A 14685-nucleotide genomic window follows, 5' to 3' on the forward strand; every position below is an offset into this window, starting at 1 on the left:
GACTGAAAATCATATGAGTTTAGTTAATGAATAATTTTAGTATGATTGTAACAACTAATAATACGATGAGAATTAAATCAATACCTACCATAATTGTAAAACGGGTTGATTTCTGTCCTTGCGATTTCGCTTGTTGCATCGCTTTGTAATTAGGCACTAAACTAAGAATAAGTAAGACAATAATTAATATAATTCCTATTGTGACAGACATTAATTTGTACCTCCATTTCGTTTGTCAATCCATTCCCAAATAAAACCAGCTGCTAGGCCAATGATAAGCCCCGCAATAATTCCAATCTCAAGCGTAAAAAAGATTCCACCTATAATTAAGCAAACAATTAAAGAGATGGGTAACGTAATGCCAAATTTAAGTTTGCGTTCATCTGAATTGAAGATCGTAAATACTGCTAAATATAATAAGAAAAAAGTTAAAGTTGCGATAATCGTTCTTATTATTAACGGATTTACTGTATCATGATTGGCACTGAAATAATTTAATAGAAAGAAAACAATACCAAATATTATAGAAATTTTAACGCTCTTTTTTAATAATGACTGCATGAATTAATTCTCCTTTTACTTAACAGTAAAAATCTACCAAAAGTATATCACACTCTAAATTAATTTTTACGAAACGCTCATCAATACATTTATGGCGAATTGATTATATGCAATAGTATAAAATGATTTTTATTTTTTAAAGTGAAATATTTCAATAAAAATTATTGTAAAAAGTAACTTGTTTTTATTACTAAAAACGTTGTAAAATCGGCGTTTTTTAAATTTTGCAAAGCATAATCATAACAGTAATGGAAGCGATTTCAAAAATTTGTAAAATTTATGTTTTAATTTTGTCAAATTATAGTATAATAACTTCATTAAGGTAAAGGAACTTTTAAGGGAAAAGAAGGAAAGCAAAAGAGGGTTTTCTGAAAGACAAAAGTATTCGAACCTTAGATTTAATAGAGATGGGGTTATTTTAATGGATAACAATGAATTACATAGGGGGCTAAGTGCACGTCAGATTAGAATGATCGCACTTGGCGGTACTATCGGTGTTGGTTTATTTATGGGAGCAACTAGTACAATTAAATGGACTGGTCCATCAGTTATTTTTGCGTACTTAATTGCAGGTATCTTTTTATTCTTAATCATGAGAGCAATGGGAGAAATGATTTATTTAAATCCAACTACTGGATCTTTCGCAACATTTGCAAGTGATTACATTCACCCTGCTGCAGGTTATATGACGGCATGGAGTAATATATTCCAATGGATTGTAGTAGGTATGAGTGAAGTTATTGCAGTCGGTGAATATATGAACTATTGGTTCCCGAACTTACCTCAATGGATTCCTGGTGTGGTTGCAGTACTATTATTACTAGCAGCTAACTTGACTTCAGTAAAAGCATTCGGTGAATTTGAATTCTGGTTTGCAATGATTAAGGTTGTAACGATTGTATTAATGATCATTGCAGGTTTCGGTTTAATCTTCTTCGGTATTGGTAATGGTGGCCATGCGATTGGTATCTCTAATTTATGGTCTCATGGTGGATTTATGCCAAATGGATTCGTAGGTTTCTTCTTTGCATTATCAATTGTTATTGGTTCTTACCAAGGTGTAGAATTAATTGGTATTACTGCTGGTGAAACTAAAGATCCACAGAAAAATATCAAAAGTGCGGTAAATGGTGTTATCTGGCGTATTTTGATTTTCTACATTGGAGCGATTTTCGTAATTGTTTCTATCTATCCTTGGAATCAATTAGGTGAAATCGGAAGCCCATTCGTAGCTACATTTGCAAAAATTGGTATCACATTTGCAGCAGGATTAATTAACTTCGTTGTATTAACAGCAGCATTATCTGGATGTAACTCAGGTATCTTTAGTGCAAGTCGTATGATTTTTACATTAGCACAAAAAGGTCAAATGCCTAAAATCTTTACAAGAGTAATGAAAAATGGTGTACCATTCTACCCAGTATTAGCCATTGCTTTAGGTATTTTAGTTGGTGCATTATTAAATGTTATTCTTCCTTTATTCATTAAAGGTGCAGATAGTATTTTCGTATATGTTTATAGTGCATCTATTTTACCGGGTATGATTCCTTGGTTTATGATTTTAATTAGTCATATTCGATTCAGAAAATTACATCCTGAAAAAGTTGAAGGACATCCATTTAAGATGCCTGGCGGTACAGTTGCAAGTGCAATTACGATTTTATTCTTATTAGTCGTATTAGTAGGAATGTTATTTAACAAAGAAACTGTTGTTTCTGTAGTGATTGGTATTATTTTCTTAGCTGCGGTAACTGTATACTACTTCGTTCGCGGACATCATAAAAATGATGGATTCCGAAAAGTTAAATAGAATACTAAATAAATCATATTATAAATAATCAACACATTATTCAAACTAAACTAAGGCACAAAGTACTTAGATTCATGTTTAAAAGAGGTTGAGACATTAACGTTGTCTCAACCTCTTTTTGTGATAGTTATTACTTAATAGCAGCTTAACTGTGAATAACTTAAGTTAAAAGAAGAATAATAAACTTTGTTCATATTCATTACTTTCTATATGTCTTGAGTTTTTAATAGAAATCTTAATGTTTAAATTCCACATTAGATAGGTATTTTCGATAATTATCAAGAGCCATTTTAGATTGTGTGATGAAGTCTAATGACGATTCATAGTTTAGTGCGATATAACGATAGAAAAGAACATCAATGGTAAACATTTGCGCAAACAAAGAAGTTGTCGCACCCATACGTAATTCATTTTCATCTGAATGTCCATATGTCAGAACAATGTCAGAATGCTGAGCTACGTGATTATGCTCTGAACTTGAAATTGTAATAATAGGGATATTATAATCCGACACAACTTTCACCATTGCACGAAGTTCACTTTGATCGCCATTATTAGTTATAAATAAAACACAATCTTCTTTGTCATGTGTAGACAACATGGTTGTGAATAAATGAGTCTCTTGAACAAGTTGGACATTTAGCCCAATTCGAGATAATTTTTGATATAAATCCGTCGCACAGACATACGATGCACCATAACCAAAGATAAAGATGTTATTTGCACGTTTAAAATGTTGGCATATGTTATCAATCGTTGTGTTATCTGCAAATGTAGAACTTTTTAGAAGTGCTTCTTCTGCACGATGATAAAGTTTCTTTTTTAAAGTATCTACCGATTCATTGTTAAGCAATTCTATCTTATAAGGTGCTTGTTGTTTTGGAAATAACATCGCAAGTTGTGATCTAACTTCATGAAAACTTTGATTAATCAATTTTTGGCTATATCGATTTAACGTCGAAACACTCATTTCAAGTTCTTTAGCAATCTCTTGATTCGACATGCTAATAACTTTATGTGGTGAGTTTAATATAAATCGTGATAATTTCTTTTCATTTTTAGAAAATGAAGCATAATTTTCGTCGATTAAATATAAAATGTTTGTCATCTAATCACCTAGTTTGTTTAAGTTTCTCATTTCTTTAGTCGTACCGAAGAAGTATGTGAAAATAAAGCCAGCTAGGTACGCAGATAATAACCCTATGATGTAACCTAAATATTTTTGATGGGCAATTAACGGTAATAATGAAATACCACTAGGTCCGATAGCAGTGGCACCTATATGACCAATGCCTCCTATAACTGCACCACCGATTCCACCACCAAGACATGCTGTGATGAATGGGCGACCTAATGGCAAGGTAACACCATAAATAAGTGGTTCTCCAATTCCTAAAAATCCGACTGGTAACGCACCCTTAATTGCAGTTCTTAAAGTAGTATTATTTTTACATCTTACCCATAGTGCTAATGCAGCCCCAACCTGACCTGCACCAGCCATAGCGGCAATAGGTAACAAATATGTTGCACCTGACTGATTTATTAATTCAATGTGTATTGGGGTGAAAATATGATGCAATCCTAACATAACTAGTGGTAAGAAAAATGCACCTATAATAAATCCACTAAATATACCACCTACACCAATTACCCAATTCACTACGCCTACTAATCCATCAGAAATAAATCCAGCTATAGGCATAAAGAAGAATATAGTTAGTAACCCTATGATAAGTAATGAAATTGTTGGTGTCACAATAATATCTATAGCATTGGGAACTATTTTATGTAGTTTTTTCTCAATTATACTTAATAACCATACCGCTAAGATCACTCCTATAATGCCACCTTGACCAGCTATTAATGGTTCGCCAGTAAATACATTTTTAATTGGATTATCTTCAGTAATACCTGTTAATAAAGTCGTACCCCCAATGACACCACCTAAACCTGGTGTTGCACCAAATACTTTTGCTGCATTAAAACCAGTGAAAATAGCTAGATAGGCTAACATGCCATCTTTGATGACATTTAATACGGCCACAAGTTGTTTTACCCAATCAGCTGTAATGGTACCAGCAGTAATAAAGTTGTTCAATACAGCTGCAATACCACCAATAAGTCCAGCTCCTATAAATGCGGGTATGAGAGGTATGAAAATATTAGCAATTGACTTTAAAATTGTATTCATTTTACTTTGTTTACGCTTTTGTTGGAATTCACGTTTGTTTTGTTGTGCTTGATTTTTAATATTTGACGTGTTGCTACGATGGGGGATATCTTCACCTAATTGAACACCACTTAGCTTTACCATTTCTGCGGATACTTCATTTACCGTTCCAGGTCCGACCACAATTTGAAGTCGCTCATCTTGTATGACTCCGAGCACGCCTTCTATGTTTTTAAGTTTAGGATAATCAACTTGTGTCTCATTGTTAATTTTTAGGCGCACACGTGTCATACAATGGATAATGTTATCCACATTATCAATGCCACCAACCGCATCTAAGATGTGATGGGCCAATTGTTGATCCTTATTCATATCGTTGCCTCCTTAAGATTGAATTGCTTTTTTTACAATGTCATTATTATTTATGAGTCTTGATTGAGCATCGCTTTTAGTTGTGTTACATAAATTCATAACGATTGCAATTTTAATATCATTGTCGGCTTTTATATAGAGTTCTTGAGCTTCTTCAAAAGTTAAGCCACAAATCTCTTCGATAATATGTATGGAACGTTGTTCAAGTTTGTGATTTGTCGCTTTTAAATCAACCATCAAGTTATCATAAACTTTACCAACACCAATCATAGTCATTGTTGATATCATATTAAGCACAAGCTTTTGAGCAGTACCTGACTTTAAGCGAGTAGACCCTGCTAATACTTCTGGACCAACATTGACTTCAAGTGCATGGGAAGCGACAGTACTAATGTCACTATTCGTATTGCAAGAGAGGGCAACAGTCAGTGCACTTATTTCATTGGCATATGTCAATGCCCTTTTAACATAAGGCGTGCGACCACTTGCCGAAATACCAATAACTACATCCTTTTCATTCAAATGGATTGCTTTCAAATCAGTCATTCCCATTTCATAGTTGTCTTCAGCACCTTCAATCGCTTCAGTCATAGCTTGTTGCCCTCCAGCAATTAAGCCAATTACTTCATTAGGATGCGTATTGAAAGTTGGAACACATTCAGCTGCATCTAATACACCTAAACGTCCACTTGTACCAGCTCCTATATAAATTAGACGTCCACCATCTCGAAAACGCGTAATTGTTTGTTCGATTACTCTGTTTAACTGGGGCAAAATAGGTTCAATTGCTTTAGCTACTAGTTGATCTTCTTTATTTATTGTTTTTAAAGCTTCTAATATCGACATTTCATCTAAATGCATCGTTTGTGTGTTTCTGCTTTCAGTAGTTAAATGTTCCATTAGCGTTTCTCCTTTTCAGTAATAAATTCAAATGTGTCACCAGGTTGTATTAAATCAATAACGACTTTATCTTCATCACATATAGATGCTACATGATTAATCGCCTTATGATTAGGCAAATCTGCTTTAATCACTTGTAGCTCACCTTCGTAACGTTGATTAAGCGAATTATCAACCGTGACGTCTCCCTTATAGCGATATTGATTGAAGTTATTGGTTGGAGGAATATTTACTTTAGTTAATCTAGAATACTTGGAGCGTATTACATTCTCAGGTGCATCCAAACGAGATGTATGTTGCTTGAAAATGAGTTGTTCATATGATTTATCAAAATATGATAGCCGAAGTTTGAAATGACGGTGATAAATCATCTGCTGTAATGCAACTGCTTCTGCATAGTTGATTGCAGTATCACCAATAAGAATATAATCCAAGTTATATTTTAATAGTGAATGTGCAGATTGAAGTAATGTCATGTGTCTATGTTGTTCAATGGTAGGAAGTCCTTTATACAATGGACCTCTTAATGTAGTTCCAGGAATAAAAGCCATAATTGAGGCATGTTCATCATATTTTCTAATGAGGTTATTTCGTTGTTCAAAAAGGTTTAAAGCTAAACCTGTATCAGGTCTGGGATAATAGTTATGACAAAAATAAACTTTAGATAATGATTTTTGATTATAAAGTGTATCCAAAATTTCAGTAGTGATAGTACTGGCATTTAGACAACACTGTAAATTATGATGAAACAAATCTGCAATTAAATCATAATTAAAATGATCATCAATTCTAATAACAAAGTCACCATTAGAAAATTGATCGAAAAAACGATAAACATTCTGATTCAGTAATGATGGATTTATATCAATAATGTAGGTTACCGATTTATCTTTTAGCAATTGGCATAATTCTCCCAAATATGTCAATTTAGTTTGATCGTTTTCCTCAGGTATTTGTAGTGATGTGAAAATAATGTCGTAACCGAGATCAACCATATTTAATATGTATGATTTGTTTAATGGTTGACCTAAATAGACTGAGAAACCTAGCATATGAATCCTCCTAATTACTGTAATCACTTACATTATAGCGTTTCACGTTTTTTATTACAATTTACATATATATTATATAATTTTTATAATTAATTGTTTAAGCGACTTGGATAATTAGCTGAATTGAAGGAGATAGCTGAGGCGTTTATTATGCTATTAAAAAAATAAAGGATAAGATATTGAAATTGCACATGTGATATACGAGGTTCACTTACTTATATTCATTTAACAAATAAATTAATGTTTGATGCAATTGGTCTTGACGTTGTTGTAAATCAACTAATATCGTCCCTTGATGGAATTCGTGTAGTGGTTTTAATGATAGATCATTTAGTAATTTATAAAAGAAGTGATCTGATTGCATCGAGAATTTAGACTTGGAGTTATTAGTACTGTTTTGAAGGGTTAACGGTAAACTGTCAGTAAAATTTTTAATGGATGTATTATACGCTTCTATTTCTCTATTTAAAAATCTATTGTCCATTAAATAGTAATACCTTATTTTTTCAACGTGAGTGAGTAAAATTATGAGTTGTTGACGCATTATTGTGTATGGAAGCATATTCAATGCAACTCCTTGAAGATATTAAATTGTAGAAGAGGTATGAATGAGGGGAACCAATCGAGAAAATTATTCAGTCGTCTCGATTGGATTTAAAAATTGGGTATAATTATCAATGGATATGTCATAAGTTTTAATGGTCTTCTCAAAGGAATAAGATATGTCATAAATATCAAGCACTGGTAATTCTCTTGTTCTTCCTAAACCGATTTCATAAATAATTGATAACCACTCGCCATTACGACATAGTAAACCAATGAATATGACATTCTCTGCAATAGTGTCTTGATTATCAATAAAGTCAATCAACATAACATTTCGTTCAGAACTATAAATTAAAATGTCTGCAAATAAATGGGGTAATGTTATTTGTTCAGTATCTTCAAACTTAATTAAGTTAGTCATTTGGTTTAGTGATTTACGAACACGAGTATTAGGAATATTGATAATCTGATTAATGATAGATTGAATCTCATTAGTATATGGTAATGTTGAATAGGATTGGCTTTCTATTAAGGTAAGATAAAGAGATAATAGCTGCTGTTCAGTAAAATTTAGCTTTATTTTATCTTCAGATTTTTGAATCTGATATCCACCATTTTTGCCTTTATGAGCATATATTTGAACACCTTGATTTTCTAAATCGACAATGTCACGACTAATTGTTCGAACAGAAACATTTAAGTGTTGCGCCAATTCAGATGCATTAATTGTATGACCTTGTTGTATTAATGAAATAATTTGATTCTGGCGATCTAATTTCTTCAACATAAACACCACCTATAACCATTACATATTACATTAATTATAACATAACACTGCGTATGAAGACATTTTCAGTACTTTAGTAGATTATGCGTGTAAAATTAAACATTTTTTATTAGGAAAACGCTTACAAAATTAAATGTTTTATGCTATTATAATATTTGTAACAGGGGAGAACGAATTCAAACAAAGGGGTAGAAGCTATATAACAGATAGCTTGTTGTGAATCGTTCAAGTTACATCGAAACATCTTCAATATTTATTACTTACTTTCCTTTCTATTTGTCGGCTAGCAGATGACTAGCCGATTTTTTTGTGTCTTCATTTAAAAATTCCTATGACAAATATGAGCAGTAAGATACAATAAAGTGAAATAGATAGTTGAGGTGAAATCATGCAAAACAAACTTCATAATTTAGATGCGCATATCATGGATTGGTTAAAACATCTCGATGATGTTATTCCCAATTTGATAACAGATATGATTACTGATACTAAAATAAATCGATTTGATTTAGTTACAAATGTAGATAAACAACTTCAAAACAAGTTTGAAGCGTATTTAGCTGAACACTTTCCAAGTCACCAATTATTAGGTGAAGAAAAAGATAATAGCATGATTCGGCCATACGAAGGTCATTTATGGATTATGGATCCAATTGACGGTACAGCTAATTTAGTAAAACAGCAAGAAGACTATTGTATTATCATCGCATATTTTGTTGATGGCGAACCTAAACTTTCTTATATATATGATTATCCTCACGATAAATTATATAAAGCAATAGCGGGTGAAGGTGCATTTGTTAATGGGCAACAATTAATGCCACCTAATGAATTAAAATTGCAAGACGCTATTATCTCTTTTGGGACTCAATATATAAATGATGATACAAGCAAAGCATTATACGATGCTTCGTTCAGTGTGAGAAATATTGGTTCATGTGGTTTAGATTCAGTAAGAGTGATTAAAGGACAATTTGGTGCACATATAAATACAAACCCAAAGCCATGGGACATCGCAGCGCAATTTTTATTTGCGAAAGAATTAAATTTGAAAATGACTCAATTAAATGGAGAACCGTTAGACTTTGCTAAGAGTGGCCCATTCATTATTAGTAATCACGGATGTTACAAAGATATACTAACTATTATTAATCGAAATGGCGGGTATCATATTTAATAATATTGATAGCTGTTTTATGAAAAGTTACTTCTTAAGACGTATAGAAAGTTAATCATTTTAATATATAATAATTATATTAATTCATAAAATAGAATAGGAGTGGTAGGATGCGTAGAACGCATAGACGAATGAGCCTGCCCGTTAAAATAATTACATGGTTTATAGGAATATTAGTTGTTTTAGCAATAGTTGCGTCAATTTTTGTAGTAGCTAGTATTTTTATTACAAGTGGTAAGATTCATAACCCTTTAAACAGACAACATTCAGAATTGAGATCGAAAAATGTAAGTTTGTCAAATGGTGATCCATTTACTATTGCATTATTTGGTGTAGACTCAAATGCTCAACGTAAAAGTGAGAATGATGGTGAAAGAAGTGACACAATTATGCTTCTTTCTATTAACCCTAAGAAACAAACTACAGAAATTGTAAGTGTACCTCGTGATACACAAGCTGAAATTGTAGGTAAAGGAACGACTGAGAAGATTAATCATGCATATGCTTATGGTGGACCAACGATGGCTGTTAAATCATTAGAAAAATTAATGAATGTTCCTATTGATCATTATGCAACAGTTGATATGGATGGGTTACATGATATGATTGATGCTTTAGGTGGTGTGAATGTTACTAGTAATGATACTTTCACCACTAAAGGAACTAACTTTGTAAAAGGTCAATCAACTCATGTGGATGGAGATACTGCAATGGCCTTCATACGTAGTCGTAAAGAGGAAGGTGCTGGAGGAGATTTTGGTCGTCAAGAACGACAACAACTTATCCTTCAAGCAATGGCTAATAAAATGACAAGTACTTCTGCGCTTACGCATTTTCCATCATTAATTAATCAGATTCAGAAAAATGTTAAAACCGATTTAACATTGAATGACATGAATGATATTAGAAAAAATTATAAAAATGCGAATACAACTGTAAACCGACATCAATTAGAAGGTCAGGGTGGTATTCAAGACGATGGATTGTGGTATTTCATACCTAATGACGATTCAAAACAAAGTGCCACAGAAATATTGAATAATAATTTACAAAATTAAATTTTAATGCAATAGACGTTTTTACTTTAGCAGTTAATACTAGGAAATTTATAGAGGTAGGACAATGAGAGAGAAATCATTTCAGTCCTATCTCTATTTTTTTTAAAATTGTATCTGCATTAAAGTTAGTTTTTTTAACATTTGAAACACAGTGTATATTTAATTCTTTTAAAATTGCAAAAATTTATGAAACGCTTAACATTTAATGAAATAAGTAATACAATTAATATAATTCTATGTTCAATATATGTGGGATATTGAAATGGAATAGTTAAGTAGCCAAAGTCATTTTACGGAAAATTTATATAGATGGGGTGGAAAGTATGCAAGAACATTTAATCGTCACGCTTGATGGCACTGATTATCTTGTAGAACCTGGAACAAGTTTACTTGAGTTTATAAAATCTCGTGATACTTTCGTACCTTCAATTTGTTATAACGAATCAATGGGACCAATTCAAACATGTGATACATGTATGGTTGAAATTGATGGCAAAATTGAACGTGCGTGTAGTACAGTTGTAAATCGACCTATGACAGTTAATACTCAGAATAATGATGTTAAAGCTAGCCAAAAGGAAGCTTTAGATCGCATTTTAGAAAAACATATGCTGTATTGTACGGTATGTGATTACAATAACGGTGATTGTGAAATACATAACGCTATGGACGCATGGGGATTAGAAGAACAATCATACGAATACAAAACAAAACCATATGAAAAAGACTATGGTCCATTCTATCGATATGACCCAGACCAATGTATTCTTTGTGGTCGTTGTGTAGAAGCGTGTCAAGATATCGAAGTAAATGAAACAATTTCAATTGATTGGAATCGTGAGCATCCTAGAGTTATCTGGGATAATGATGTTCCTATTAATGAATCATCATGTGTATCGTGTGGTCAATGTGCAACTGTATGTCCTTGTAATGCCATGATGGAAGTGAATATGGAAGGTAATGCTGGTTACATGACAGATACTGAACCAGGTTCACTTGCTGCAATGATTGATTTAACTAAAAAAGCTGAACCAGGTGATGGATTACTATTTGCAGTTTCTGATTCAGAAGCGGAAATGCGTAAAGAACGCATTAAGAAAACGAAAACAGTTTGTACATATTGTGGTGTAGGTTGTTCATTTGATGTATGGACTAAAGACAGAGAAGTACTTAAAGTTCAACCATCACATGATTCTCCTGCCAATAAAATTGCTACATGTGTTAAAGGTAAATTCTCTTGGGGTCACATTAACTCAGACCAACGTTTAACGAAACCACTTGTTAGAAAAGACGGAGAATTCCATGAAGTTGAATGGGATGAAGCTTTAGATGTTATTGAAACTAACTTTAAACGAATCAAAAATGAATATGGTGGCGATCATTTAGCATTTATCGCATCTTCTAAAGGTACTAATGAAGAATCATATTTAATGCAAAAACTTTCACGACAAGTCTTCGGATCTAACAACGTTGATAACTGTTCAAGATATTGCCAAGCACCAGCAACGAAAGGACTATTCAGAACTGTAGGTCACGGTGGTGACTCTGGTTCAATTGAAGACCTTGAGAGAGCTGCTATGACTGTTCTAATCGGTACAAATACAGCTGAAGCGCATCCAGTTATTGCATCTAGAATGAAACGTGCACAGAAATTATTCGGACAAAAGATGCATGTATTCGATATTAGAAAACATGAAATGGCTGCGCGTGCAGATGCATTTTATCAACCTAAGCCAGGAACAGATTTAGTTTGGTTAGGTGCAGCTACTAAATATATCATTGACAACGATTTACACGATAAAGCTTTCTTGAATGATTGGGTCGATAATTATGAAGATTACTATAAATCATTAGAATTGTTCACTATGGATTTTGCAGAAGAAACAACAGGTATTCCTAAAGAACAAATCATTAGTTTTGCAGAAGAAGCTGCAAAAGCTGAATCAATGTCAATTTGTTGGGCAATGGGTGTTACACAACAAGATATTGGTAGTGATACAAGTACAGCTATCTCTAACTTATTGCTTGTGACAGGTAACTATAGAAAACCAGGTTCAGGTGCTTATCCATTACGTGGTCACAATAACGTACAAGGTGCAAGTGATATGGGAAGTATGCCAGATCAATTCCCAGGTTATCAAAAAGTAGCTGATGATGAAGTGAGAGCAAAATTTGAAAAAGAATATGGTGTAGAATTAAATCCAACACCTGGACGCGATAATCACCAAATGATGGAAGGTATCCATAATGGAGATATTCAGTCATTATACTTATATGGTGAAGATACAGGTATTGTTGATTCTAATATTAATTTTGTTCAATCTGCTCTAGAAAAAGTAGACTTCTTAGTTGTTCAAGATGAGTTCCTAACTTTCACAGCAACATATGCAGATGTCGTCTTACCAGCTAGTCCATCATTAGAAAAAGATGGTACATTCACGAATACAGAACGCCGAATTCAACGTATTAATAAAGCATTACAACCGCTAGGCGATTCTAAACCAGACTGGGAAATCTTCCAATTAATCGCACAACGCATGGGCGCTGATTGGAATTACAAACATCCAAGTGAAATCATGGATGAAATTGCAGGATTAACACCATCATATTCAGGTGTAAATTATGAACGATTACAAGGTTTCAATAGTCTTCAATGGCCTGTAGCACCAGATGGTACAGACCAACCAACATTATATATGGATGGCTTTAACTTTGAAAATGGTCGTGCTAAGTTATTCCCATTAACATTTGACAATTTCTTTAAAGAAGATGAAGTTTATGATCTACATGTAAATAACGGTCGTTTACTAGAGCATTTCCATGAAGGTAATATGACTTATCAAACTGAAATGATTAAGTATAAAGTGCCAAATGCGTTTGTAGAAATTTCTCCAGAGCTAGCTAAAGATCGTGATATTCATGAAGGCGCAGAATTACGATTGATTTCAGAAACGGGTGAAGCAACATTAATTGCAACAGTAACTGATCGAGTTAAAGGCAGAGAAATTTATATTCCTTTAAATAATGATGCTATGTCAAATGGTGATTTAGGCGCTATCAATAAATTAACTAATAGTGATGTAGATAAATATACAGATACACCATCTTATAAACGAACAAGCTGTCGTATGGAAGTATTGACTCGTAAAGGTAAATCACCATTAAATCCAACAAACTTCCGTGTCGATAAACAACGTAACCCGCAGTATAGTGTCCAAGTACAGAAAAAATGGGAACGTCCTGACTATGTTTTCCCAGGAAATGTGGTGGATAAATAATGGCTGAAAGAATAACTAAAATTAAACGTTTAGAGAAATCAGAAGAACAAATTAAAATCGAGAGTATCAATGAAGTAACAGATGCTATTGCAGAAAATAAAGATAGTATTTTAAAAGCAATACGTTTAGTAAAAGCATTAGATGAAGCTAAAATTCTTGATTTAATGAACGGTGGCATTAGAGGACGTCAAGTTATTATCAATAAATTTATGACAGAACTTAACAAAGATTTATATGCGGGTCTAATTACAAATTTAGCACCAATGGTCTTTATGTTAGGTGAGCTTAATGTTCAAGAGTTAAGTCAATTCTTAAATAAATTAAATAAAGGATTGCACGTTGCAAATCAAGCTAATCCTAATGCTAAAACAAGTATTCGTAGTCTAATGGGCGTACTCAAAGACGATGATATGAATCGCAGCTTAACTTATATACTTAATTTACTTAAAGGGATGTCTAGAGAAGATAAATAATACATTATTGTATAAAGAGATTGGTACAAGTTAAATAATCTAGGGCTATAAAGTAAATATGCAGTAGATGACTGAATTGAGAAGGCACTTATTCTAAACTTACTTAGTTCAAGTCATCCTAAGGGGTGGGATAATGAATTCAAATTGAATTCTGTCTCGCTCCTTTCTTTCATTATTTAATAAGATTTATACGTACTTTCTACATGAATTATGGTAAGGTGTAGTATATATTATTACTAAAAAAGGGGTGAGAACAATTCATCCAAATGCGATTAAAATTATGACAGTTATTTCTAACGTTTTTATTGTTTTAGGAATTATTTTTTTAATTATGATGCAAATGGTGTTAGCGATTTCAATGTTCGCTGTGTCATTAGCAATTAGTTTAGTTATATTTAACGTGCTTTTTCGAGATCGAACTGGCATGAAGATAGTCATCAACATATCATTTGCTATAGTCTTAATTGTTATTATAATTACTTATTTTTATTTATCTTAAAT

The 14685-nt window shown here is 32.7% G+C and carries 14 protein-coding genes; 6 read left to right on the forward strand and 8 right to left on the reverse strand.

Annotation, left to right across the window (positions count from 1 at the left end):
- Nucleotides 1-19 precede the first annotated feature (19 nt).
- Complete coding sequence (locus EQ029_RS03150) at nt 20-211, reverse strand: hypothetical protein (RefSeq protein WP_011275061.1); 192 nt, start codon at nt 209-211, stop codon at nt 20-22.
- A complete protein-coding gene (locus tag EQ029_RS03155) occupies nt 211-561 on the reverse strand; it encodes a hypothetical protein (protein ID WP_011275062.1) in 351 nt (116 codons plus the stop codon). The genes EQ029_RS03150 and EQ029_RS03155 overlap by 1 nt, the downstream gene beginning before the upstream one ends.
- Nucleotides 562-982: 421 nt before the next feature.
- On the opposite strand from EQ029_RS03155, the gene EQ029_RS03160 reads away from it, so the two are divergent.
- Nucleotides 983-2371 (forward strand): amino acid permease, encoded by a 1389-nt coding sequence (locus tag EQ029_RS03160; RefSeq protein WP_016931124.1) that lies wholly within the window; start codon nt 983-985, stop codon nt 2369-2371.
- Between the two features lie 235 nt (nt 2372-2606).
- Here the strand turns inward: EQ029_RS03160 and EQ029_RS03165 are convergent, their stop codons facing one another.
- From EQ029_RS03165 to EQ029_RS03190, 6 genes are all read right to left on the reverse strand, one after another.
- The gene (locus tag EQ029_RS03165; protein WP_011275064.1) at nt 2607-3479 is read right to left on the reverse strand and encodes a MurR/RpiR family transcriptional regulator; all 873 of its coding nucleotides are present in this window, start codon (nt 3477-3479) and stop codon (nt 2607-2609) included.
- Nucleotides 3480-4913, reverse strand: coding sequence for a PTS transporter subunit EIIC (locus tag EQ029_RS03170; RefSeq protein WP_057504783.1), 1434 nt, complete (start codon nt 4911-4913; stop codon nt 3480-3482).
- Between the two features lie 12 nt (nt 4914-4925).
- A complete protein-coding gene (gene murQ, locus EQ029_RS03175) occupies nt 4926-5813 on the reverse strand; it encodes an N-acetylmuramic acid 6-phosphate etherase (RefSeq protein ID WP_057504782.1) in 888 nt (295 codons plus the stop codon).
- Nucleotides 5813-6865 (reverse strand): MupG family TIM beta-alpha barrel fold protein, encoded by a 1053-nt coding sequence (locus tag EQ029_RS03180; protein ID WP_011275067.1) that lies wholly within the window; start codon nt 6863-6865, stop codon nt 5813-5815. The genes murQ and EQ029_RS03180 overlap by 1 nt, the downstream gene beginning before the upstream one ends.
- Before the next feature lie 211 nt (nt 6866-7076).
- A complete protein-coding gene (locus EQ029_RS03185) occupies nt 7077-7427 on the reverse strand; it encodes a hypothetical protein (protein WP_011275068.1) in 351 nt (116 codons plus the stop codon).
- A gap of 69 nt (nt 7428-7496) precedes the next feature.
- Nucleotides 7497-8195: a helix-turn-helix transcriptional regulator gene (locus EQ029_RS03190; RefSeq protein WP_029376664.1), complete on the reverse strand. Its 699-nt coding sequence runs from the start codon at nt 8193-8195 to the stop codon at nt 7497-7499.
- A gap of 388 nt (nt 8196-8583) precedes the next feature.
- Here EQ029_RS03190 and EQ029_RS03195 point away from each other — a divergent pair, with 388 nt between their 5' ends.
- From EQ029_RS03195 to EQ029_RS03215, 5 genes are all read left to right on the forward strand, one after another.
- A complete protein-coding gene (locus tag EQ029_RS03195; protein WP_370444503.1) occupies nt 8584-9375 on the forward strand; it encodes an inositol monophosphatase family protein in 792 nt (263 codons plus the stop codon).
- 110 nt (nt 9376-9485) lie between these two features.
- The gene (locus EQ029_RS03200; RefSeq protein ID WP_011275071.1) at nt 9486-10433 is read left to right on the forward strand and encodes an LCP family glycopolymer transferase; all 948 of its coding nucleotides are present in this window, start codon (nt 9486-9488) and stop codon (nt 10431-10433) included.
- 323 nt (nt 10434-10756) lie between these two features.
- Nucleotides 10757-13711, forward strand: a complete 2955-nt coding sequence (gene fdhF, locus EQ029_RS03205) for a formate dehydrogenase subunit alpha (RefSeq protein WP_011275072.1) — start codon at nt 10757-10759, stop codon at nt 13709-13711.
- The gene (locus tag EQ029_RS03210; protein ID WP_011275073.1) at nt 13711-14184 is read left to right on the forward strand and encodes a helical membrane plugin domain-containing protein; all 474 of its coding nucleotides are present in this window, start codon (nt 13711-13713) and stop codon (nt 14182-14184) included. Before fdhF ends, EQ029_RS03210 begins: the two co-directional genes overlap by 1 nt.
- A 280-nt stretch (nt 14185-14464) precedes the next feature.
- Nucleotides 14465-14683: a hypothetical protein gene (locus tag EQ029_RS03215; RefSeq protein ID WP_029376663.1), complete on the forward strand. Its 219-nt coding sequence runs from the start codon at nt 14465-14467 to the stop codon at nt 14681-14683.
- Nucleotides 14684-14685: the final 2 nt, after the last annotated feature.

Origin of the sequence: Staphylococcus haemolyticus (assembly GCF_006094395.1) — a bacterium.
Classification (GTDB): Bacteria; Bacillota; Bacilli; order Staphylococcales; family Staphylococcaceae; genus Staphylococcus; species Staphylococcus haemolyticus.